Here is a 23,719-nt window from a genome sequence, read left to right as displayed (position 1 = left end):
CGAGCGTTCTGATCGTCCGTGACGCGCTCTAGCACAGGCCTTATCGTCTAGATGCCATCCCCGCCCAGGCGACAAGGCCAGCACCGCGCAACCCCCTGCCCCGTCATTTTTTCCGCCGACGTCCTACAGCACTGATACCATCGCGCACATTTATGTGACGATTTCATGTCTGGAAGCCTTTTTTGTGAACATCCTTAGCCGCTGGTTCCACCACCGCCATGCCCGCCTGATCGCCCTCACCCTACTGGTGCTGGTCATCCCCCTGGGCCTGCGGACCGCGCTGGGTTGGACCACTCCCCTTGGCTACCTGTCAGACCTGGCCATTGGCAGCCTGCTGATCGTCCTCTTGCATCGGCGGCCGCTGTGGCTGGCATTGCCCGTGCTGCTGGTGTGGGGCATTTTCACCCTGGCGACCGCGGAACTGGTCAGTGCCGTCGGGCGGATGCCCAGCGCCGCCGACCTGAACTACCTGGTCGACCCGCAGTTCATGGAGAAATCCACCAGTGGCAGCTTCGCCCAGCCCTGGTTGGCCGTCATCCTGGTGCTCGGCCTGCTGGCCTGGCTCACCACCCAGTGGACCGCACGGGCGACACCTGCCCCGCGCCTGCCGCGACTGGCCTGGAGCGCGCCGCTGCTGCTGTTGGTGGCGCACTGGGGCGCCCAACACCTGATGCCCAGCGATGCCGACGAATGGCGGCTGTTCAACCTGCCCCATCACTTGCTGGCCGGGGCCGTCGGCGATGTGCAGACCCGCGCCGAAGACTGGCTCCAGGGCGATGTGGTCGAGACCCCACCGCAAATGGCCGGGCTGACCCAACTCGACCTCGACGGGCAAAAACAGCTGGCGGCACCGGGGCGTGCGCGCAACGTGCTGATCGTCGCGCTGGAAGGTATTCCGGGGGCCTACGTCCAGGCCAACCGCCAGGCATTGCACAGCGCCTACCAGGAAAACCTCATGCCCAACCTCAGCCGCTGGGCCGAGCGCGGCATGAACACCCCGGATTACGTGCTGCACAGCCACCAGACAATTCGCGGCCTGTACGCGATGCTCTGCGGCGACTACGACAAACTGGACAACGGCACCCCCAAGGGCGTCGAGATGCTGACCCAGCATGAGCGCAACCAGGCGTGCCTGCCGGCCCAGTTGCACAAGAATGGCTTCACCACCCACTACCTCCAGGGTGCCGGCCTGCGCTTCATGGCCAAAGACAAGATCATGCCGCACATCGGCTTCGACACCACCCTGGGCCTGGACTGGTTCACCAACGCCAACTACCTGGACTTCCCCTGGGGCAAGGACGACAAGGCCTTCTTCGAAGGCGCCCTGGATTATGTCGGCCAGCTCAAGGCCGAGAAAAAACCCTGGATGCTCACCCTGCTGACCGTCGGCACCCACCAGCCCTACTCCGCGCCGCAAGCGTACCTGGACCGCTACGACACGCCCAAGCAGGCCGCCGTCGGCTACCTGGATGACGCGCTGGGGCAGTTCCTCGATGGACTGGAGAAACAAGGTGTGCTCAAGGACACCCTGGTGGTGATCACCTCCGACGAATCCCACGGCATCGATGGCGTGCGCCTGGCCTCCTCATGGGGCTTCAACCTGGTGCTGGCGCCCGAGCAGGCGCAGCTGCCCCACCTCAACGCCGGCGTCTACGGCCACGTTGACTTGAGCGCCTCGATCCTCGATTACTTCGACTTCCCGGTGCCGTCGGTCCTCAGCGGTCGCTCGCTGTTTCGCGACTACACCACCGGCCGCGAAATCATGTCCTTCACTAACGGCAAGCTGCGCTATCACGATGGCCAGGGCACCTACACCGAGTGCGACTTCCAGCAGCGCTGCCGCTACTACCAAAGCCCCGGCTTCATCGCCGACCGCGCGACCCTGACCGGCCAGTATGGCGGCCAGCGCGCCCGTCAGATCAGCGCCCGGGCCGAGGGGCTGGACCGCACGCTCTTGAGTTCGGCGCTGAACCTGCGCTACCAGTTCGGCAGCCCAAACATCATCCCCCTGCACGCGCAGATCAAGGACGACTGGGCCGACAACCTGATCGGCGCGCAGTACCTGGAAATGCCCAAGGGCACCCAGACCCGCGTACGCCTGACCGTCAAAGCCGTCGATACGCAGCAAACCACCTACATCCAACTCAAGGCCAAGGAGTTTGAGCAAGAAGTGCAACTGGGCCTGCCGGCCGAGATGCAAGTCACCGCCGACCAACCGCTGACCCTGGACTTCAGCTTCGACAACCCAGAATCACGCAAAGCGTTCTCGTTCCACTTGCTGGGTTATGGATTGGGCGCAGTGGAAGTCAGCGACTTCACCGTAATCACCCAGACACCCGGGCAGGAAGACATCCTGGACGATGCCATCGATGAAAGCATCGCCCACGCCGAGGCCTCATCCTGAGACATGGCGCTACGCCTTGCGGTGGTGTCCGCTGTTTGCTGAGTGATCCGATGCCTGTGCTGGCAAGCCGGGCTCACCCCACAGTGGGCCTGGGTACACCTGGGGAATCAGGTCGGCGGGTAGGTTGCCTTCGCGAGCAAGCCCACACAAGGATCCCGGGGGTAAATGCGATCCTCGCCACACCACAAACCTGTGGGAGCGGGCTTGCTCGCGAAGGCGGTAAGCCTGGCGACATTGATGTTGGATGGATTGGCCGGTTCGCGGGCGAGCCTCGCTCCTACGGGCTCACCCAGATTCCGGTGGGCGCGAGAGCGGCTTGCCGGCGATGGCGGTGACGAGCGGCGTGGCTAAGACAGTTGCTCCCACAAGCTCGCTCACCACTGCAGAGCGGTTGTCGTCAGACTCAGAACGTCTTGGTCGCGCTGGCCACCAGCGTTGCCGAGCACAGATCGTCGTAGCCGTTCCAACTGGCGCATTCGCTCTTCGACAAATCAGTGTCGATGTAACTCAGGCCCCACGTCACACCCACAAAGTCACGGCTCAGCTTGGCTTCCCACTCATAGTAAGCATTGCGGGTATCGCCATTACTGGACAAATACGCCTCATCCTTGGTGTCGTTACGGCCCACGTGCAAATCAAGGCCGAACTCCTCCGGCAACGCCACCTTGTAGCTCAGGAAGGTGTACAGCGTGTCCTGGTCATTACCAAAATAGTTCGGCGTATCGTTTGAGTAGTTGGCCCCCAGCTTCACGCCGTAGACGTCAAGCACGGCATACACCTCACTGAGGTTGAAGTCGGCATTCTTCGGGTACACGTACTTGATGTAGCCAACATCCAGGCCGATATCCTCTGTTGCCTGCCAGTAGTAACCCGCGTAGTAGTCCTGCTCCTGGCGGGTCTTGGTACCCGCGCCAAAGTCCACGCTCGATGTCCAGGCGCCAACGTACAGGCCGCTGATGTGACTCAACATCGCGCCGCCCTGGATCGCCGGGTCGCCCTGACTCTGGGAAATGCCCCGGCTGCGGTAATCGCTGACGACACCCAGCGTCGCTTCCAGGCTGAAGTCGTCATTGAGCGCCACGGCGTAGGACGTCAGGGGGGCCAATGCCAGGCCTGCGAAGGCCAGAATCGATAGTGCTTTCATGCGAAACCCTTGTTCTTGTATGAATTTATGGGGGAATGGCGGGCACAGCGGTGCCGCCCCCCTCGATGCGCGAAGGGGCCGGCGGTGAAGCGTGAAGCGTGAAACGTAAAAGACTCAGATCAGGACTCGGGTGCGTACACCTGCTTGCCGGCGAAGAAGGTGTTCAGGACCTGGGTCTCGAACAGTTCATCGTCGCTGACCTTGAACACGTCGCGGTCAAGGATGATCAGGTCAGCCTGCTTGCCGGGGGCCAGCGAACCAATCTGCTTGTCCAGGCGCAGGGTCTTGGCCGCGTTGAGGGTGTAGGCATAGAACATAGTCTGGCGGTCGATGCTTTCCTTGGCGTTCAACACCCCCAGCGGACCTTTGCGGGTGCTGGCCTGGGCGATGGCGTTGAAGGGGTTGGGGCTGGACACCGGCCAGTCGCTGCCACCGGAAATCGTCGCACCGGCGTCATGCAGGGACTTGGCCGGGTACTGATAACCGTAGGCAAACGCGCTGATGTAAGGCTTGACCAGTTCGACGGTGTAGCTCTCGCCGGTGGCCCACAGCAGTTGCATGGACGCGATCACGCCCAGCGCCTTGAAGCGCGGGAACTCCTTGGGATTGACCAGTTGCAAGTGGGCGATGCTGTGGGGCACAGGCGTCGGGCTGAGCTTGCGCGCATAGGCGATGCCGTTGAGGGTCTCGCGCACCGCACGGTCACCGACCGCGTGGGTGTGAACGATCCAGCCGCGTTTTTCCGCCGCCACCACCAGTTCACCGAAGTGCGCCGGATCGATCAGCAACTGACCGTTCTTGTGGCTGTTCTTGTACGGTACGATGACCGCCGCCGTTTGCCCCGGGAACTCGAGAATGCCATCGGCAAAGATCTTGATCCCCGGGAAGGTCAGGTTCGGCACGCCGTCGAACTCTTTCATCACCTTGGCCACGACTTCCAGGTCCGCCGGACGGCTTTTGGAGTTGGTCAGCATGAGCGCCGCGACGTGGGCGCTGAGTTCACCCTTTTCGGACAGTGTGCGGTACAGCGGCAACGAGCCGACGCTCTTGTCGGTGGCCGTGAAATCAAACAGCGAGTCCTCACCGCCATTGGCGTTCGCCGCCGCGTCCATCCAGGCGGTGATCCCCAACTGGTTGTTGATCTTCACCGCCTCACGGGCAGCGTTGAGCATGGCGTCTTCACTCGGCGCGGGCAGGCCGTTGCGCACCTGGTCCCAGCGCGACTCGGCAAAGTAGCCGTTCGGGGTAAAGTCCGCCTCGTGGCCGATGTAGCCGCGCTCATTGACCGGCAGGTTCTTGACGGTCTCGGCGTCGATCTTCACCCGCTTGAGCATGGCGTTGTTCGCCCAGCCGGTATGGCCGTCGATCCCGGTAAACACCAGCGGTTGATCGGCCCAGCGGCCCTGGTTGAACACCTTGCCCAGTTCTCGGCTCTTTTCCCAATAGGCCGAGCTGGTCCCGGAAATGTTGATCACATCACCGGCACGGGCGCGCCCGGCCTTGTCCTGCTCGATGATCCACTGTTCCAGTTCCGGCAGCGGTTTGACTTCGTCCAACAAGTTGGCACGCAGGCTGTCGAACGCCCCCATGATCGGGTGGCTGTGGGTATCGATCATGCCCGGCATCAACACCTTGCCCGCCAGGTCGATACGCTGGGTCTTGTCATCCGCCAGGGCGTTGATCTCGGCGTCGGTGCCGACCTTGAGAATCTTGCCATCTTGTACGGCGACGGCCTGGACCAATGCCTGGCCGGGCTCGGCGGTGAACACCTTGCCGTTGACCAGCACCAGGTCGGCAGCGGCCATGGCGTGGACCGAGGTCAGGGCCAGCGCGGCTGCCAACAGGTTGGGAATAAATCGTTGCATTGCAGCTCTCTCTCTTCTTATTACTGGGCAATCTTAGAAATGGACGCCTGGGGCATCGCATTGGCGTCCCCCCCGACAAACGGAGCCTTGGCCCATACCACCTTGCCGCCGACCACGGTCAGCAACACGTTGTTGCGCGCCAGCTGATCCTCGGGCACTTGCATGAAGTTCTTGTCCAGCACGATCACGTCGGCAAATTTGCCCACTTCCACCGAGCCCAGGACTTTCTCCAGGCGCAACTGCTCAGCCGCGTTCAAGGTGATGGCGCGCAACACATCGCTGCGCGACAGTGCCGGCCCCTGGTTCAGCCGGCCCGCGTACTTGGGACCATAGCTGTGGGGGTTTTGCGGGTCGCCGGAGCGCGTGACGCCAACCTTGAGGGCGAGGAACTCGTCCAGCGGGTCCACTGGCCAGTCGCTGCCATAGGCCACGCGGCCACCGGCACGGCTGATCTCGCCCGAGGGCTCCATGCGCGAAGCACGTGCGGCGCCCAGGTGATCACGGGTGTCGTCGAGCGTGTACGGTGCTTGCTGCCCCCACTGGAATGACATGGTGGCGGTGACGTCCAGCGCCTTGAAGCGCGCATAGTCGGCCGGGTCCACCGTTTCCGCGTGGGCGATCGCCGGGCGGAAATCCTGACCGGGCAGTTGCTGGCGCACGTACTGCACACCGTCCAGCGCATCGCGCACGGCGCGCTCGCCGGTGGCGTGCAAATGCGGATCGAATCCGGCCTGGACCGCTTGCAGCAGCAGCGGATTGAGCACCTGCGCCGAGAAGTACAACTCGCCCAGGTTGTGCCCAGGCGTCCACTGGGGGGCGGACGCGGTGCCGCTGTTCTGCAGGTAGGGGGTGAGCATGGCGCCGGTATCGGCCGGGGCGTTGATGATGCCGTCCATGAACAGCTTGACGTGACGCATGCTCACGCCCGGAGCCGGTTGCTCGGCGCCCTGGTCGTAGGTGCTGGCCAACGCCTTGGCTTGCGCGATGGTCTTGGCCGGGTCCACCGCTGCCGTGCCGGCGTCCAGCTTGATCGCCAGCAACGCCCGGGCGGTCAGGTCGCCGGACTGCTGAAGCGTGGTGAACGCCTTGGCGTTCTCAGGCCCCGAGAACGCGTCGAAGAAACTGGTGACGCCCTGCTGGCGCATGGCATCGAGTGCAGCGCGGGTCTGCACCAGCTTCTGCGCCTCGGTGACCGGTGGCACGGCCGCGGCAATGGCAAAAGCGGCATTGTCCTCGCAGATCCCGGTCGGGTTGCCGGCGCGATCACGCATGAACTTGCCGCCCTGCGGGTTGGCGGTGTGCTTGTCGATGCCGGCCATCGCCAACCCGCGAGAGTTGGTCAGTACGGTGTGGAAGTCGGTGGAGCGTACTTGAATCGGGCGCTGGGTCTTGAGCGCATCCAGGGTCGTCTTGTCCGGGTCGGCGTCCAGCCCGCCCATGCCCATGCGGTCCCAGCTCCCCACTTCGAGCCAGACATCCGGGCCCTTGTCCTGGTCGGCATCCAGGCACGCCTGGATGGCCTTCTGGAAATCGCCCCGGGTCATCGCCTGGTACTTCAAGTCGCACAGGGTCATGGCGCGCCCGCCCTCTGCGGGGTGCATGTGCGCGTCGATAAAGCCAGGCATCAACATGCGCCCGGCCAGGTCGATCAATTGGGTCTGCTGGCCGATGTAGGCCGTAGCGCCTTCGTCGTTGCCGACATACACGATCTTGCCGCCGACGACCGCAATCGCCTGCTGCACGGAGTTCTGGCCATCGACGGTGTAGACGTAGCCGTTACGCATCACCAGGTCGGCGGGGGTGGCGGTGGAGGTCTTGCACCCCACCAGTGCCACGCTGGCGAACACGGTTGTCGCGGCAATCGCGACGCAAAGTCTGGAAAGTTTCAACGACCCTACCCCAATGCTTATTATTATGGCGGGGCTACTGGCATGACCGTGCCCCCTTTGGAATACAGGGCACACCCTATAGAGCACGGCGGGAGAACGGCCCTCCGCAAATGAGGAGGGGTCAGGCCAGATGTCGCAATACGATGTGTACGTATCTAATCGCGACGTGCATCCAAGGCCGATATACGCAGGGCCGATCCCAGCTCCACTTTGCTTTTGACCCCCAGTTGCAGGTAGCAATTGCGCAAGTAGGTACGCACGGTGGCTGGGCTCAGGACCAGGATCTTGGCGATTTCCTTATAGGAGTGGCCGGCCGCGAACAACATGGCCGCCGTCCGCTCGCGCGGGGGCAGCGCGACGCCACCGGAGGGCGCCTCCAACGACACAATGATGTGCTCGGCGTTCGGACTCAGGGTCAGCGCGCAGCGCCCCAGGCGCAACACACAGGGCGCCTTGGGCAGTTGATCGACGATCTGCTGCGGCAACAGCGAGCCCCCCCACAGCGGCAACTCCCGCTGAATCGCCTCGCACAGCGTGGCGCCGATGTACAGCAAGCTGCCGTCCAGGCGCGCCACGGCGAAATCACTGGCACCGTTGTCGGTGTCGAAGCGAATCATGTCCTGCACCTGGAACCGCCACAGCTGCAGCAGGTGGTCGCAGAACGCGGCAAACAACTCGGCCTCACGCTCGGTGAACGCGACATCCTCGATGCCACGGTACAGACAGACATAAAAGTACAAGCCGCTTTCGGGCAACTCGAAGCTGATGCACATCAGGTAATAGAGGTCATGACGGCGCGCGAATGCGTTGACCTCGCCGTTGGGATCGTTAAACCCGAAGTCACGCACCACCTCGCCCTGGCACGCCAGCGTGTCCTGGGCGAAAACGTCGAGACTGGCCACCTCGCTCCACTCCGTGACAAACGAGGGCGGCAGGTCGATTCGCCCATGCATCCAGTTCTGCGGTGACGCTCCGGTCGGCGCCCCGGACATCTCCCCCCACCACGCCGACGCAAACGGCACCAGCGCCCGAAAGGCCTGCAGGCCATCAGCAATAAAATGCGACCCACCGCGCTCACGAGCGAGCCAAGCCAACTGGAGCACACACTGGTTGAACGCCTTGAGGGTTTCCATCGACACCTGTGCTGCACTCGCATCGCCCACCAACATCGCACCAACCCCATCCACTGCGTGACTTGTGGCCGGGACGATGCCACAGGCGGCGCAACAGCGTCTACTGCGGCAGTCTTGCCAGAGACAGGTCGGCGGATAGACCGTCTTCGCCGGCAAGCCGCTCTCGCTCCCACAGTTGGACCTGGGTACCTCCACAAGGGACAGGTCGACTGGTAGGCCGCCATCGCGGCGGTGCGGCGATCCGACAAGCCCGCTCCCACCCTGGTCCACGGCGAACACACATCCGGGGGCAGCTCAATTCCTTGTAGGAGCGAGGCTTGCCCGCGAAGGCGGTAAACCTGACGACATTGATGTTGGATGGACTGGCCGGTTCGCGGGCAAGCCTCGCTCCTACGGGCTCAACCCAGATTCCTGTGGGAGCGAGACCGGCTTGCCGCTCTCGCTCCCACAATTTGGACCTGGGTACATCCGCAAGAGCCAAGTCGACTGGTAGGCCGCCATCCCCAACAGGGCTGAACGACACCAGCGCAAACCTCCCACCAACAGGCCTCCCCCACAGCCTGCTTAAAAACCCATTGTATTACTCTGAACACCAATGTTATGTTCATAACACGCAGCCAAATAATGACATACCAATAACAATCAAATTCTCGGTGCGCCCGTATCCCCATGGAAAAGAACAGCTTTCTTCAGTTGTTGGAACACGAGTTCTCCAACCTGACCCCCACCGGGAAGCGCATCGCCAGCTACTTGCTGGGCAATCCGCAACAACTGCCGTTCGAGTCCGCTGACAGCATCGCGCAGCAGGCCTCCACCACCGGCATTTCGGTCGGGCGCTTCTTGCGCTCCCTGGGCTACCAAAACCTCGATGAGGTCAAGCAAAGCCTGCGCGGTGAAGCGCCAACCTCCTGGCTGATCACCGACCGCATCGCCGCCTTCCGCGCGGAAAACACCCAGGACGACGCGCTTGAACGCTCGATGCATCGCGAAGTCGAGGCCATCCAGCAAGTCTATGGCCTGGCCCGCAGCGAAGCCTTCGACCAGATCGTGCAGCGCATCCACGAAGCCGACGCGGTATTCATCCTCGGGATCCAGTCCACGCGCGGGATCCTCACCGCCTTTCACAGTCACCTTGAGTACATCCGCCCCAAGGTCTACTACGTCGACGGCCTGTCCGGCATCTATGCCGAGACCCTGAACTCGGGCTTCGCCAATCCCTACGCACTCATTGCCGACTTTCGCGCCTATTCCAGCGTGACCCAGACCTTCTGTGACGCGGCGGTGGATCACGGCTTGCCCCTGGCGCTGATCACCGACCTGCAATGCCCGTGGGCGCGGGACTACCCGCTCGACCTGTTGCAGATCAAAACCGATGTCGGCCAGTTCTGGGACTCCCCCGCGCCCCTGGCGTGCCTGTTGAACCTGATGGTCTCGGCTGTCGCGGAGCGATACGGCGAGCACCTGGATGAGCGCTTGGCCAAGAACCGTCAACTGCAAAAAGCCTTCGGCCAGTTCGAAGGCTGATCCCCCGCCCCACCGAATCACCACTGGAGTGTTTGTGTGAACCAGAGCGTTACAAGCCAAAGCCCCCTCGTCGAGATCGATGCCCAGCAGTATCAGGTGCAGATCGAAATGATCTACGCCACCGCCGACAACCTGGCCGGCAAAGTGATCTACCCCACGGCTCGCTGCCAACTGCACCGCGATGCCGCCGACTGCTTGCGCAAGGCCAGTCAACTGGCACGCCTGGCCGGCTATAGCCTGCTGATCTATGACGCCTATCGCCCGCCCTACGCCCAATTTCTCCTGTGGGAAGCCTTGCCCAACGGCGACTACGTGCGTGACCCGCACCTGGGCTCGCACCACAGCCGCGGGGTTGCGGTGGACCTGACCCTGGTGGGCAGCGACGGCCAGCCCCTGGACATGGGCACCGCCTTCGACGCCATGGAAGAAACCTCCCATCAGTTCTACCCCGACTTGCCCGCCGCCGTGCAACACAATCGCCTGCTGTTGCTGGGCGTGATGCTCAGCGCGGGCTTCCAGGCGATCGCCACGGAATGGTGGCATTACGAGCTGCCCAACGCCGACGATTACCCCTTGCTGCACGCGTAACACAGCCGACGAAACCACCGTGGTTCATCGCTGGCGACACTGTTTGGACACAACAATAAAAACGCTTCACCCATGCTTCACCTGCTACTGCCCGGTTATAGATTCCAAAAAAAAACCTGACCTACTTCCAGACATCGAATGTTGAAGGAAACCGGCATGACCCTTATCAAGACCGTGAACCGCAAGACCTCTTCCCGCGCCAGCAGCTTGTTGCTGAGCGCCCTGTGCGGTGCCCTGAGCCTGGGCGCCTGGCAGGCTGCAACCGCCGCGGTGGCCCAGGACACCCTGATCATCGGCAAGCCCGCCGACCCGCAGACCCTCGACCCGGCCGTGACGTTCGATAACAACGACTGGACCATCACCTACCCGTCTTACCAGCGACTGGTGGGCTACAAGACCGAAGGTGGCAGCAGCACCGAAGTGACGGGCGACCTGGCCGACAGTTGGACCGTGTCCCCGGACAACCTGGTCTGGGAGTTCAAGCTCAAGCCCGGCAACAAGTTCGATGACGGCACCGAGGTGAATGCCGCCGCCGTGAAGTTTTCCTTCGACCGTTTGATGACCCTCAAGCAAGGGCCGTCCGGTGCCTTCCCGGAAGACATGGTGGTGGCGGTGATCGACCCGCAGACCATCCGTTTTACCCTCAAGACCGCGTTCGCCCCGTTCCTGTTCACCCTGGCCCACAACGGCGCCTCGATCGTCAACCCGCTGGTGGCCAACAAGGGCGCCGACACCAATGCCTGGTTGTCCGGCCACACCGCAGGTTCCGGCCCATATCGCCTGAGCAACTGGCAAAAAGGCCAGTCGGTGACGATGGAGCCCAACCCGCACTTCGCCGGTCCCAAGCCTGCGTTCAAGACCGTGATCCTCAAGACCATCGCCGAGCCGTCGGTGCGCCGCCTGCAACTGGAACGCGGTGACCTGGACATCATCGAAGACATGCCCGAGGACCAGTTGGGCGCACTCGCCAGCAAGCCGGGCGTGGTGGTCAAGGACTTCCCGTCGCTGCGCGTCACCTACCTGTACCTGAACAACAAGAAGGGCCCGCTGACCAACGTCGACGCCCGCCGCGCCATCACCGAGGCGGTGGACTACAACGGCATCGTCAAGGGCATTCTCAAGGACAAGGCCAAGCTGCTGAACGGGCCGATTCCCGATGGCATGTGGGCCTACGACAGCTCGTTGCCAGCGATGAAGCAGGACATGGCCGCCGCCAAGGACAGCCTGGCCAAGGCGCCGCAAAAGATCACCCACCTGAGCTACATGTACTCGGACAAGGACGCCAACTGGGAGCCGATCGGCCTGACCCTGCAAGCCGCCCTCGCGCCGCTGGGGATCAACCTCAAGCTGGAGAAGACCGCCAACGCCACCCTGCGTGAACGCGTTGGCCAGGCCGACTACGACATCGCCGTCGGCACCTGGAGCCCGGACTTCGCCGACCCCTACATGTTCATGAACTTCTGGTTCGACTCCAAGATGCAGGGCCTGCAAGGTAACCGCTCGTTCTACAGCAACCCGCAAGTCGACAGCCTGATCCGCGAAGCCGCCACCACCAGCGACCAGCCCAAGCGTGTCGAGCTGTACCAGAAGGCCCAGAAGATGGTGCTCGCCGACAGCGTCTACGCCTACCTCTATCAAAAGAGCTACACCCTGCCGATGCGTGATTCGGTCAAGGGCTACGTGTTCAACCCGATGCTCGAACAGGTGTTCAACCTGGGCAGCATGAGCAAGTAACCCCGCTCCTTCGTGCGCGCCACGGTTGGCGCGCACGGCTTTTGATTTCGTCGTTCGTGTGACTGAGGTGCCAAATGGCCTTCCTGACGTTGTTGCGCAAGCGCCTGCTCGGCCTGTTGCTGGTCGTGCTCGGGGTTTCGCTGATCACCTTTGCAATCTCCCACCTGATTCCCGGCGACCCGGCCCGGTTGATCGCCGGCGACCGTGCCAGCGATGAACTGGTGGCCGGCATTCGCCACCAACTGGGGCTGGATCTGCCGCTGTACCAACAGTACGGGCGTTACCTGATGGACCTGGTCCAAGGTGACCTCGGCACGTCGATCCGCACCAACCGTCCGGTGCTCGAAGACCTGCAAGCGTTCTTCCCCGCCACCCTGGAACTGGCCCTGGTGGCGCTGTTCCTCGCGATCCTGGTCGGCGTGCCGCTGGGCGTGTTGTCGGCGGTCTACCACAACCGGGCCATCGACCAGATCGCCCGCACCCTGGCGGTCACCGGCATTTCCACGCCGGCCTTCTGGCTCGGCCTGGGGGCCATCGTGTTGTTCTACGGTCACCTGGGCTGGCTGCCCGGCGGTGGCCGGCTGTCCGAAGGGCTGGCACCGCCGCCGTCGATCACCGGCTTCTACCTGATCGACTCGCTGCTGGCCGGTAACGTCAGCCTGTTTCTCGATGCGCTGGAGCACTTGATCCTGCCCGCGGCCACGCTGGGGTTCGTGACCCTTGGGGTGATCGCCCGGCAGATTCGCTCGGCCATGCTCGAACAACTGGGTGAAGACTACATCCGCACCGCGCGCGCCTATGGCCTGTCGCGCTGGACCGTGATCCTGCGCCACGCCCTGCCCAACGCGCTGATCCCTTCGGTCACCGTCCTCGGCCTGACCCTGGGCGACCTGCTGTATGGCGCGGTGCTCACCGAGACCGTCTTCGCCTGGCCGGGCATGGGCGCCTATGTGGTCAAGTCGATCCAGTCGCTGGATTTCCCGGCGGTGATGGGCTTCGCGATCCTGGTGTCGTTTATCTATGTACTGCTGAACATGGCCATCGATCTGCTGTACCGGGTGATCGACCCACGCATCGGCGAGGTGAATTGAAATGTCCGCAACCCTGACGGCCGCACGCGGCCCGCGCCTGGGCGCCAAGCTCGCCTACCTGGCCTACCAGATCCGCCGCAGCCCGCTGACCATGGCGGGCCTGGCGATCACCCTGATGGTCGTGCTGTGCATGATCTTCGCCCCGTGGCTGGCCAGCCACGACCCGAACGCCCTGAACCTCGCCGAGCGCCTCGCGCCACCGTCCGCCGAGCACTGGTTCGGCACCGACGAAGTCGGCCGCGACCTGTTCAGCCGCGTGCTGTTCGGCAGCCAGCAATCGGTGGGCGTCGGCCTGTTCGTGGCCTTTGCCTCGTGCTTCATCGGCGGCCTGCTGGGCTGCTTCTCGGGGATCATTGGCGGGCGCTTCGACGCCCTGGTCATGCGCTTGATGGACATCATGCTGTCGGTGCCGTCGCTGGTGCTGATCATGGCCCTGGCCGCCGCGCTGGGGGCCAGCCTGTTCAACGCCATGCTGGCGATCACCCTGGTGCGCATCCCGTCCTATGTGCGGTTGGCGCGCGGCCAGGCCCTGAGCATCCGCCAGATGGGCTACGTCAAGGCCGCCGAGACCTTCGGCGCCGGGCGCTGGCACATGGTGCACTGGCACGTCGCGCGCAACGCCATGCCGCCGTTGCTGGTGCAACTGAGCCTGGACATCGGCAGCGCGATCCTGATGGCCTCGGCCCTGGGCTTCATCGGCCTGGGCGCGCAACAACCTACCGCCGAATGGGGCGCGATGGTCGCCACCGGCCGCAATTACATCCTCGACAACTGGTGGTACTCCACCTTCCCGGGGCTGGCGATCCTGATCACCGCCACCGGCTTCAACTTGCTGGGCGATGGCGTGCGCGATCTGCTCGACCCACGGCAACAGGGGAAATGACCATGCCCACGTGCAACCCAGTCCTGGCCATCGACAACTTGAGCCTGGAGTTCCCGGCCTACCAGAACAACGTCAAGGCGCTGAACGGCGTGTCCCTGCACGTCAACCCCGGCGAGATCGTCGGCGTGGTCGGCGAGTCCGGGTCAGGCAAGTCGGTGACCGCGATGCTGAGCATGCGCCTGCTGCCCGAGCGCAGCTATCGCATCACCTCCGGCAGCCTGAGCATGCTCAATCGCAACATGCTCACCGCGCCGGAAAAGGACCTGCTGCAGATCCGTGGCCGCGATTGCGCGATGATCTTCCAGGAGCCGATGACCGCGCTGAACCCGACCCGGCGCATTGGCCGGCAAATGCTCGACGTGATCATCCATCACCAGAAGATCAGCGCCGCGGCGGCCCGCGACAAAGCCATCGCCCTGCTGCGCGACATGCACATCGCCAGCCCCGAGCAGGTGCTGGAAAGCTACCCGTTCGAGCTGTCGGGTGGCATGCGCCAACGGGTGATGATCGCACTGGCGTTCTCTTGCGAGCCGCAACTGCTGATCGCCGACGAACCGACCACCGCGCTCGACGTCACCGTGCAGCGCCAGGTGCTGTTGCTGCTGCGCGAGAAGGCCCGGCAAAAAGGCACGGCGATTTTGCTGATCACCCACGACATGGCGCTGGTCTCGCAGTTCTGCGACCGGGTCTACGTGATGTACACCGGGGCCGTGGTCGAGCAGGGACTGACGGACGACGTCATGAGCCATCCCCAGCACCCTTACACCCAGGGCTTGCTCAGCGGCTTGCCCGAGATGGTCGAGCCGGGGCAGCCCCTGATGACCATTCCCGGACAAGTCCCCAACCTGGCGCGCCTGCCCTCCGGCTGCACCTTCGCCGAACGCTGCGCGCACGCCATGCCCATGTGTGGTGAGCGCCCGGTACTGACCGCTATCCACGGTAATGAACAACGTAAAAGCGCGTGTTGGTTGCCGCACCAGGAGCTTTCGTGATGAACAGTGCGCTGATTCACCCCACAGGCCACTCGGCCCCCGAGATTCTCAAGCTCAACGACGTGCGCGTGCGCTTCCCCGTCAGCAATGACTGGCTGGGCCGCCCACGGGGTTACGCCCACGCGCTCAACGGCATCGACCTCCAGGTCCGGGCCGGGGAAACCTTGGGTATCGTCGGCGAGTCGGGCTGCGGCAAGAGCACCCTGGCCCAACTGCTGATGGGGCTGGTCAAGCCCAGCAGTGGTGCCCTGAGCTGGGCCAACGGCCACAAGGGCGAAGGCAGCAGCAACGTGCAGATCGTGTTCCAGGACCCGCAATCGTCCCTGGACCCGCGCCTGCCGATCTGGCGCATCATCACCGAGCCCCTGTACGCCCGCGGCCCGCGCAACCGCGAGCAGATGCGCGAAGTCGCCGCCAAGGTCGCGGCGCAGGTGGGCATCCGCCCAGAATACCTGGACCGCTTCGCCCACCAGTTTTCCGGCGGCCAGCGCCAGCGAATCGCAATCGCCAGGGCACTGTCGTCGGACCCGGACATCATCGTCCTCGACGAACCGACGTCGGCACTGGATATCTCGGTGCAGGCGCAGATCCTCAACCTGCTGGCCGAACTGCAACGGGCGCGCAACCTGACCTACATCCTGATCTCCCACAACGTCTCGGTGGTGCGGCACATGGCCGACCGGGTGGCGGTGATGTACCTGGGGCAGATCGTCGAACTGGGCAGTGCAGCCCAGGTGCTGGACCAACCGCGCCACCCGTACACCCGCCTGCTCCTCGAAGCCGTCCCGCGCCTGGGTGTGCCGTTGCACGCCGAACAAATGGCCGCGCCGACCGAACTGCCCGGTAACCGCCAGCTTCCCGAAGGGTGTTTCTTCCGCGAGCGCTGCGCCTCCAGCACCGCAGGCTGCGAACAACCACAGGTCATGCGCGGGGGTGAACAACAGCGGGTCAGGTGTCACGTCCAGGCCTGACCACACGCAGAACCCAGTCTCGCTCCCACAGTGGCGTGGGTTGACCGCAGGTTTTGTGAGCACCCTCAAAACCTGTGGGAGCGAGCTTGCTCGCGATGGCGGTGGGTCAGTCCGCGATGATGTTGACCCTGCTGGCCTCTTCGCGGGCAGGCCCGCTCCCACAGTGGCGTGGGTTGACCGCAGGTTTTGTGAGCACCCTCGAAACCCGTGGGAGCGAGCTTGCTCGCGATGGCGGTGGGTCAGTCCGCGATGATGTTGACCCTGCTGGCCTCTTCGCGGGCAAGCCCGCTCCCACACTGGCGGGGCTTGACCGCAGGTTTTGTAAGCACCCTCAGTCTGCCGCGGATGCCCTGGATTACCGGTCATCCTCCTTCCTGCCCGATAACGGAGAGTGGTACTCGTTGCTCTCCTCGGCATTGGGCGCTTCCATGTTGGCGCCCGGCATGAACACGTGGGTCAACAGCTCGCGGCCGTCGACCTCCATGACCCCGGGCACCGCGCGGGCCAGGTCGATGGCCTGTTCACATTGGCGATGGGTCAAGACCCGGCCGCTCAAGGTCACCAGGCCGGCATGCGTCTTGACGTGAACATGCAGGCTCAGCGCTGAACCTGCCTTGGCCAGGGCGGATTTGACCCGGGTGGTCGTCCACGTGTCGTGAACGGCCATGCCCAGGTCTTGGGAGTATTGCTGCAAGGAGTGATGTTTCATGGCGCAACCCTCTGTCGTGTTTCCACACGTACTGCTCATCCATGGGCGCTGGCCGAGGAGTACGCGCCACGGCCACGCCAACACGCGTTAAGTATAGTGCGTACAGGGCAGACGCGAGCTGGCCTGCCCCGTCATCACGCGACGGCCGAAAGGTGCTCGTAGAGCATCGCCGAACCTACCATGATCAACACCACGCCACCGGCGATTTCCGCACGTTGGCCAATCACCGCTCCAATGGTCACCATGGACATGGTCGCCAGGCCAACCGCCTGGCCCACGCCGACGACCAGGGCGTCGATACTGGTGGCAAAACCGGTGACCGCCAGCAGCCAGCAGCCAGCAGCCATGTTGCTTGGGCTTCTCGATGGCCTCTTGCGTCTCGGCGGGCTACACGCCCCATCCATCCGCGTGTTGACGCGCAATCACCCGGCACTATTGAGGATTACTTTGCCGGGCAAACCGCTCAGGGTGAGCATTCACCGACCCAGGAGCGAGCCATGACCCTGCTTGAAACCCTGCAACAGATCAACGCGACTTCCGCCTTCAACCGCTGGGCAGGCGTCACCGTCAGCCACGCCGGAAGCGGCGAGGTAGAGCTGAGCATGGCCTTTCGCGGGGACGATATGGCGCAGTACGCCGGGCTCCTGCATGCGGGCCTGATCGGTGCGCTGCTCGACACCGCGTGCGGCTTTGCCGCCGGCACCGTGGCGGGCAATGTGCTGGCCTCGCACTTCTCGGTGAACTGCCTGGCACCGGCCGTGGGCGAAGTGTTCATCGCCCGGGGCAAGGTGATCAAGGCCGGCGCCAAGCAGGTCTTCGCCCGTGCCGAACTGTTCGCCCAGAATGGCGATCAACTGAAGCGGGTGGCCACCGGCGACGCGATCCTGGTGCCGGTCGAGGCCCGCTGACCCGCGGCCGGCCCCGTGCCAGTTAAAGACGGTTACCTATGTGGGTGAGTCATACGAGCGACCGGTCAGAGGGTCGGCACGCCGCTGTGGAAACGGAACTCGACGTCCGGGGACTCGATCAGTTCCTGCTCGGCGGCGCGGACCCGGTCGATCACCTGGGCGATGTCCTTGGCGTCACCGTACTGGTACGCCAGCTTGAGGTAACCCTGGAAGTGCCGGGCTTCGCTCTTGAGCAGGCCGAAGTAGAACGTGCCCAGTTCTTCGTCCAGGTGCGGCACCAGGGCTTCAAAGCGCTCGCAACTGCGGGCTTCGATAAAGGCCCCGACCACCAGGGTGTCCACCAGTTTGACCGGCTCGTGACTGCGCACCACCTTGCGCAGGCCCGAAGCATAGCGGCCGGCGGACAGCTGGCGCAGTTCGATCTTGCGCTTCTTCATCAGGCGCATGACTTGCTCGTGGTGCACCAATTCTTCGCGGGCCAGGCGCGACATCAGGTTGATCAGGTCAACATGGGAGTGATACTTGGCGATCAGGCTCAGGGCGGTGCTGGCGGCCTTGAACTCGCAGTTCTTGTGGTCGATCAACAGGGTTTCCTGATCGGCCAGCGCGGCCTGGACCCAGGCGTGCGGCGTGCGGCAACCCAGGAACTCGTGGATTTCGGGCAGGCTCATCGGGCAGGACCACCGGGCGCGGCGCAGAAGATTTCGCAGATCACAAACATGAGGCTCACAGACAAGAGGTTCACGGCAAAGGCCGGCGATTATACCGGGCTGCCGGCAGACCACCAGCGCCGGCCGTTGATATGCATCAAGACCAGTGTTCACAACCAGCAACTATAGTTGGGCTACGACCTGTTCTTATTTACCGGAGAGTCCGACCATGCAAGCCATTCGCAGCATCCTGGTGGTGATTGAGCCCTCGCCGGGCGAAAGCCTGGCCCTCAAGCGCGCCAAGCTGATCGCCGGCGTCACCCAGGCCCATCTGCATTTGCTGATCTGCGACAAGAAGCATGACCACTCGGCGCTGTTGAGCGTGCTCAAGGCCAGCCTGCTGGAAGAAGGCCACAGCGTGACGACCGAACAGGCCTGGAACAAAAGCCTGCATGACACCATCATCGAGGTGCAACAGGCCGAAGGCTGCGGGCTGGTGGTCAAGCAGCACTTTGCGGACAACCCGCTGAAGAAGTTCCTGCTGACCCCCGATGACTGGAAACTGCTGCGCCAGTGCCCAAGCCCGGTGTTGCTGGTCAAGACCAGCAAACCCTGGACCGGTGGCGTGATCCTGGCGGCCATCGACGTCGGCAACAGCGACGCCGAGCACAGGGCGCTGCATGCGAGCATCGTCGATCATGGCTTCGACATCGCCCAGTTGGCCAAGGCGCAGTTGCATGTGATCGCCGCCCATCCATCACCGATGCTCTCGGCGGCTGACCCGGTGTTCCAGCTCAAGGAAACCATCGAGGCGCGTTACCGCGAGCACTGCAAGTCATTCCAGGCCGAGTTCGACATTGATGACGAGCACTTGCACATCGAAGAAGGCCCGGCCGACGTGTTCATTCCCCATGTTGCCCATAAGCTGCAGGCTTCGATCACGGTGATCGGCAGTGTGGCGCGTACCGGGTTCTCGGGGGCGTTGATCGGCAATACCGCGGAAGTGGTGCTCGATGCCCTGGAAAGCGACGTCCTGGTGCTCAAGCCGCAGGAGCTCATGGATCACCTGGAAGAGCTGGCCAATAGCGGGAAGTAGCGCCTGATGGCGATGGGAATGGGCCTGTCAGTGACGAGGCTGGCGGGGTTGACCTCTTCGCCGGCAAGCCGGTCTCGCTCCCACAGTGTCTTGGGTTAGATGACAGAGGTGTATCCGCCCCACCCTCGTGGGAGCGCGCCCGCTCGCGAAGCTTTTAGCGCTTACCCACCCAGCACATCCTTGAGAAACCCCGGCGCGATGTAGCGCTGGTAATGGGCTTCGGACAGCAGGAAGAACTCCCGATCAATGGCATCGCGCAGCTCCGGCAGGTTCCACTCGCGAAACTCCGGCAGCAGCACCATGCCGTACGCCTCCAGGTTGTTGATCACCCGCGCGCCCCGGGCGATCAACTGGTAGGCCCAGCAATACTCCGACTGATGGGGCACAAAGCGAATCTTTCGCGACTCAAGCTGCTCGCGCAGGCGCGCCGAGTCGAAAACCTCCAGCTTGCCGGCCATCACCTGCACCAACAATTGTTCAAGGCGCAACCAGACGGCACGTTTTTGCTCCTCGTTGTAACCGTTCCAATGAATCACTTCATGGTGGAAACGCTTGCAACCACGGCACACCAGGTCACCGTAAACCGTGGAACACAGGCCGATGCAGGGGGTCTTGATAGTCTGATTGGGCATAGGTAGGCAGAACGCGAGAAAGCAAAACAGGCCGGCATGTTAGCCCTTTGCCGGACATTCATCACCCCTCAAAGCTCAGGGGCTTGCCGCGCACCCGCTGACCCACCCGCGTGACTCGCCCCACCAAAGTCCAATAGAAGCCGACTTACCTTTAACTTTTTTTTACCGTAGAATCAGCCTGCCTTTTTAGGCGCCAATGTCCGTTTGAAGCTGTTTTCAAAGCGTCACGAGCACAGTCGTTCCTTCAGAGCGGTGTTGGCGAAGGGTTTTTCAGCGGTGAAAAGCCCCACGCCAACCCTCATCAGCTCCCCGTTCTGCAGGCGTAAAACTTTGAAAGCAGCTTCTGTAAGGAATGTCCGGTAATTCTGGTCAAGTGGCCCACAACGCCACGCGACGCATGAGTACGGCCATTTCGGGATGAGCGTCCCGGACACCCATTTGGGACCACTGATGAGGGTAATAACTGTGCTTGAAGCCTACCGCAAACATATCGAAGAGCGTGCAGCACTGGGTATCGTTCCCCAGCCACTTAACGCCGAACAAACTGCAGGCCTGGTCGAGCTGCTGAAGAATCCCCCGGCTGGCGAAGAAGCTTTCCTCGTCGACCTGATCACCAATCGCATTCCACCTGGCGTGGACGAAGCGGCCTATGTCAAGGCTGGCTTCCTGTCCGCCCTGGCCAAAGGCGAAGCCACTTCCCCGCTGATCGACAAGAAGCGCGCGATCGAGCTGCTCGGCACCATGCAGGGCGGCTACAACATCGTGACCCTGGTTGACATGCTCGACGACGCCGAACTGGCTCCCGTCGCTGCCGCCCAACTCAAGCACACCCTGCTGATGTTCGATGCGTTCCACGACGTCGCGGAAAAAGCCAAGAACGGCAACGTGCATGCCCAAGGCGTGCTGCAGTCCTGGGCAGATGGCGAGTGGTTCAAGAACCGCCCGACCCTGGCCGACAAGATCAGCCTGCGCGTGTTCAAGGTGACTGGCGAAACCAACACCGACGACCTGTCCCCTGCCCCTGATGCCTGGTCCCGTCCGGACATCCCGCTGCACGCCCTGGCCATGCTGAAAATGGCCCGCGAAGGCATCGAGCCTGACGTCCAAGGCGCCATCGGCCCGATGAAGCAGATCGAAGAAATGCGCAACGCCGGCTTCCCGATTGCCTACGTCGGTGACGTAGTGGGTACCGGTTCGTCGCGTAAATCGGCCACCAACTCGGTGCTGTGGTTCTTCGGCGACGACGTGCCGTACGTGCCGAACAAGCGCGCTGGCGGCTTCTGCTTCGGCAGCAAGATCGCTCCGATCTTCTATAACACCATGGAAGATGCCGGCGCACTGCCAATCGAATTCGACGTTTCCAACATGCACATGGGCGACGTGATCGACCTGTACCCGCATGCGGGCAAAGTCTGCAAGCACGGCACCGACGAAGTCCTGACCACCTTCGAAATGAAGACCCCGGTGCTGTTGGACGAAGTCCGCGCCGGCGGCCGTATCCCGCTGATCATCGGCCGTGGCCTGACCGAGAAGGCTCGCGCCGAACTGGGCCTGCCACCGTTCGACCTGTTCAAGAAGCCGGAAGCACCGGCTGAAAGCACCAAGGGCTTCACCCTGGCGCAGAAGATGGTCGGCAAGGCATGCGGTCTGGCAGCAGGCAAAGGCGTTCGTCCTGGCACCTACTGCGAACCGAAAATGACCACCGTCGGCTCCCAGGACACCACCGGTCCAATGACCCGTGATGAACTCAAGGACCTGGCGTGCCTGGGCTTCTCCGCTGACCTGGTGATGCAGTCCTTCTGCCACACCGCGGCGTATCCCAAGCCGATCGACGTGACCACCCACCACACCCTGCCTGACTTCATCATGACCCGCGGCGGCGTTTCCCTGCGTCCGGGCGACGGCATCATCCACTCGTGGCTGAACCGCATGCTGCTGCCAGACACCGTCGGCACCGGTGGTGACTCGCACACCCGCTTCCCGATGGGCATCTCGTTCCCGGCCGGTTCGGGCCTGGTCGCGTTCGCCGCCGCCACCGGCGTGATGCCGCTGGACATGCCGGAATCGATCCTGGTGCGCTTCAAAGGCAAAATGAAGCCTGGCATCACCCTGCGTGACCTGGTTCATGCCATTCCGTACTTCGCCATCCAGAACGGTCTGTTGACCGTCGAAAAGAAAGGCAAGAAAAACGCCTTCTCCGGCCGCATCCTGGAAATCGAAGGCCTGGAAGGCCTGACACTGGAACAGGCGTTCGAACTGTCCGACGCCTCGGCCGAACGTTCGGCTGCCGGTTGCACCATCAAGCTGTCGAAAGAGTCGATCACCGAGTACCTGCAGTCCAACATCACCCTGCTGCGCTGGATGATCGGCGAAGGCTACGGCGATGCGCGCACCCTGGAACGTCGCGCCCAAGCGATGGAAGCCTGGGTCGCCAACCCTGAGCTAATGGAAGCCGATGCCGACGCCGAATACGCCGAAATCATCGAAATCGACCTGGCCGACATCAGCGAGCCAGTACTCTGCGCGCCGAACGACCCGGACGACGCCCGTCTGCTGTCCAGCGTTGCTGGCGAGAAGATCGACGAAGTGTTCATCGGTTCGTGCATGACCAACATCGGTCACTTCCGCGCTGCCGGTAAGTTGCTGGAACAGGTCAAGGGTCAGCTGCCAACCCGTCTGTGGCTGTCGCCGCCGACCAAGATGGACGCTCACCAACTGACTGAAGAAGGCTACTACGGCATCTACGGCAAGGCTGGCGCGCGCATGGAAATGCCGGGCTGCTCGCTGTGCATGGGTAACCAGGCTCGCGTAGAACCGAACGCCACCGTGGTGTCGACGTCGACCCGTAACTTCCCGAACCGTCTGGGCGACGGCGCGAACGTCTACCTGGCTTCGGCTGAGCTGGCGTCCGTGGCCTCGATCCTGGGTCGCCTGCCGACCGTCGAGGAGTACATGGAGTACGCGGGCAAGATCGACAGCATGGCGGCCGATATCTACCGCTACCTGTCCTTCGACCAGATCGCCGAGTTCCGCGAAGCTGCGGCAAACGCGAAGATCCCGGTCGTTCAAGCCTAAGGTCACCGCGCAATAAAAAACGCCGCCCCTTGTGAGAGGGGCGGCGTTTTTTTATGCCCGTGAACGGCAGTATCCCACCAACCGTTCGTCGAAAAAACCTCCCTACCTGTAAGATCTGACAGTAGCCAGCCCCCGCCCCCCGGTTCTAAATAACGCCATCGCCTTTTACCCCCCAACACGCGATTGGAGTCCTGCCCATGCTCATTCAGCCCCCCCGCAACCTCGCGCCCAACGCGTTGTTGCAACTGGAAATCCCTGACCGTACCCAACCGATCCTCGACTCTGGAGAATGGGGGATCAACATCGCCGCCGCCGTGGACCTGGACCCCGACAGGGGCCTGAAGATCTTTATCCCGCCGTGGGCCGACATGAACCGCGGCGACGCCATTGAGCTCATGCTCAATGGCAGCGTGGTCGATCAGGCCCGCATC

General features: G+C 63.1%; 19 protein-coding genes and 1 pseudogene. 12 read left to right on the top strand and 8 right to left on the bottom strand.

Going from position 1 to position 23,719, the window contains the following annotated elements:
• Positions 1-184 precede the first annotated feature (184 nt).
• Positions 185-2,404, top strand: a complete 2,220-nt coding sequence (locus BMW74_RS22140) for an LTA synthase family protein (protein ID WP_093426266.1) — start codon at positions 185-187, stop codon at positions 2,402-2,404.
• Between the two features lie 403 nt (positions 2,405-2,807).
• Here the strand turns inward: BMW74_RS22140 and BMW74_RS22135 are convergent, their stop codons facing one another.
• From BMW74_RS22135 to BMW74_RS22120, 4 genes are all read right to left on the bottom strand, one after another.
• The gene (locus BMW74_RS22135; protein WP_093426265.1) at positions 2,808-3,548 is read right to left on the bottom strand and encodes a TorF family putative porin; all 741 of its coding nucleotides are present in this window, start codon (positions 3,546-3,548) and stop codon (positions 2,808-2,810) included.
• 119 nt (positions 3,549-3,667) lie between these two features.
• Positions 3,668-5,413: an amidohydrolase gene (locus BMW74_RS22130; RefSeq protein WP_093426264.1), complete on the bottom strand. Its 1,746-nt coding sequence runs from the start codon at positions 5,411-5,413 to the stop codon at positions 3,668-3,670.
• A gap of 20 nt (positions 5,414-5,433) precedes the next feature.
• The gene (locus BMW74_RS22125; RefSeq protein WP_175479283.1) at positions 5,434-7,302 is read right to left on the bottom strand and encodes an amidohydrolase; all 1,869 of its coding nucleotides are present in this window, start codon (positions 7,300-7,302) and stop codon (positions 5,434-5,436) included.
• A gap of 155 nt (positions 7,303-7,457) precedes the next feature.
• Positions 7,458-8,471 carry a helix-turn-helix transcriptional regulator gene (locus BMW74_RS22120; RefSeq protein WP_256562645.1) on the bottom strand — a complete coding sequence of 338 codons (1,014 nt, stop codon included), beginning with the start codon at positions 8,469-8,471 and terminating at the stop codon, positions 7,458-7,460.
• A 633-nt stretch (positions 8,472-9,104) separates the two neighbouring features.
• Here BMW74_RS22120 and BMW74_RS22115 point away from each other — a divergent pair.
• From BMW74_RS22115 to BMW74_RS22085, 7 genes are all read left to right on the top strand, one after another.
• Positions 9,105-9,959 carry a MurR/RpiR family transcriptional regulator gene (locus tag BMW74_RS22115; protein ID WP_175479282.1) on the top strand — a complete coding sequence of 285 codons (855 nt, stop codon included), beginning with the start codon at positions 9,105-9,107 and terminating at the stop codon, positions 9,957-9,959.
• A gap of 36 nt (positions 9,960-9,995) precedes the next feature.
• On the top strand, positions 9,996-10,547 hold the full coding sequence (gene ddpX / locus BMW74_RS22110) for a D-alanyl-D-alanine dipeptidase (protein ID WP_093426262.1): 552 nt from the start codon (positions 9,996-9,998) through the stop codon (positions 10,545-10,547).
• Positions 10,548-10,703: 156 nt separating this feature from the next.
• The gene (locus tag BMW74_RS22105) at positions 10,704-12,281 is read left to right on the top strand and encodes an ABC transporter substrate-binding protein (protein ID WP_093426261.1); all 1,578 of its coding nucleotides are present in this window, start codon (positions 10,704-10,706) and stop codon (positions 12,279-12,281) included.
• A 74-nt stretch (positions 12,282-12,355) separates the two neighbouring features.
• The gene (locus tag BMW74_RS22100; protein WP_093426260.1) at positions 12,356-13,372 is read left to right on the top strand and encodes an ABC transporter permease; all 1,017 of its coding nucleotides are present in this window, start codon (positions 12,356-12,358) and stop codon (positions 13,370-13,372) included.
• Position 13,373: 1 nt separating this feature from the next.
• Positions 13,374-14,255 carry a D,D-dipeptide ABC transporter permease gene (gene ddpC / locus BMW74_RS22095; RefSeq protein WP_093426259.1) on the top strand — a complete coding sequence of 294 codons (882 nt, stop codon included), beginning with the start codon at positions 13,374-13,376 and terminating at the stop codon, positions 14,253-14,255.
• On the top strand, positions 14,252-15,247 hold the full coding sequence (locus tag BMW74_RS22090; RefSeq protein ID WP_175479281.1) for an ABC transporter ATP-binding protein: 996 nt from the start codon (positions 14,252-14,254) through the stop codon (positions 15,245-15,247). The genes ddpC and BMW74_RS22090 overlap by 4 nt, the downstream gene beginning before the upstream one ends.
• The gene (locus tag BMW74_RS22085; protein ID WP_093426257.1) at positions 15,247-16,218 is read left to right on the top strand and encodes an ABC transporter ATP-binding protein; all 972 of its coding nucleotides are present in this window, start codon (positions 15,247-15,249) and stop codon (positions 16,216-16,218) included. The genes BMW74_RS22090 and BMW74_RS22085 overlap by 1 nt, the downstream gene beginning before the upstream one ends.
• A 355-nt stretch (positions 16,219-16,573) precedes the next feature.
• On the opposite strand, the gene BMW74_RS22080 is transcribed toward BMW74_RS22085, so the two are convergent.
• Positions 16,574-16,927 (bottom strand): BON domain-containing protein, encoded by a 354-nt coding sequence (locus BMW74_RS22080; protein ID WP_093426256.1) that lies wholly within the window; start codon positions 16,925-16,927, stop codon positions 16,574-16,576.
• Between the two features lie 134 nt (positions 16,928-17,061).
• Positions 17,062-17,259, bottom strand: a pseudogene (locus tag BMW74_RS22075) (hypothetical protein); the annotation flags it as partial.
• A 165-nt stretch (positions 17,260-17,424) separates the two neighbouring features.
• On the opposite strand from BMW74_RS22075, the gene BMW74_RS22070 reads away from it, so the two are divergent.
• Positions 17,425-17,835 carry a PaaI family thioesterase gene (locus BMW74_RS22070; RefSeq protein WP_256562644.1) on the top strand — a complete coding sequence of 137 codons (411 nt, stop codon included), beginning with the start codon at positions 17,425-17,427 and terminating at the stop codon, positions 17,833-17,835.
• 65 nt (positions 17,836-17,900) lie between these two features.
• Here BMW74_RS22070 and BMW74_RS22065 read toward each other — a convergent pair whose 3' ends face one another.
• Positions 17,901-18,506, bottom strand: coding sequence for a MiaE family protein (locus BMW74_RS22065; protein WP_093426255.1), 606 nt, complete (start codon positions 18,504-18,506; stop codon positions 17,901-17,903).
• Between the two features lie 208 nt (positions 18,507-18,714).
• Here BMW74_RS22065 and BMW74_RS22055 point away from each other — a divergent pair, with 208 nt between their 5' ends.
• Positions 18,715-19,581 carry a universal stress protein gene (locus BMW74_RS22055; protein ID WP_093426253.1) on the top strand — a complete coding sequence of 289 codons (867 nt, stop codon included), beginning with the start codon at positions 18,715-18,717 and terminating at the stop codon, positions 19,579-19,581.
• A 161-nt stretch (positions 19,582-19,742) separates the two neighbouring features.
• On the opposite strand, the gene BMW74_RS22050 is transcribed toward BMW74_RS22055, so the two are convergent.
• Positions 19,743-20,213, bottom strand: a complete 471-nt coding sequence (locus BMW74_RS22050; RefSeq protein ID WP_093426252.1) for a DUF1289 domain-containing protein — start codon at positions 20,211-20,213, stop codon at positions 19,743-19,745.
• Between the two features lie 465 nt (positions 20,214-20,678).
• Between BMW74_RS22050 and acnB the strand changes: the two genes are divergently transcribed.
• Both acnB and BMW74_RS22040 read left to right on the top strand, forming a co-directional pair.
• Positions 20,679-23,288 carry a bifunctional aconitate hydratase 2/2-methylisocitrate dehydratase gene (gene acnB / locus BMW74_RS22045; RefSeq protein WP_093426251.1) on the top strand — a complete coding sequence of 870 codons (2,610 nt, stop codon included), beginning with the start codon at positions 20,679-20,681 and terminating at the stop codon, positions 23,286-23,288.
• 197 nt (positions 23,289-23,485) lie between these two features.
• A partial coding sequence (locus BMW74_RS22040) for a hypothetical protein (protein ID WP_139208450.1) occupies positions 23,486-23,719 on the top strand: 234 nt, incomplete at its 3' end.

This window comes from Pseudomonas sp. ok272, assembly GCF_900109995.1.
Lineage (GTDB): Bacteria > Pseudomonadota > Gammaproteobacteria > Pseudomonadales > Pseudomonadaceae > Aquipseudomonas.
The sequence above is the reverse complement of the archived record's forward strand: the minus strand, read 5'-3'. Positions and strand labels throughout refer to the sequence as shown.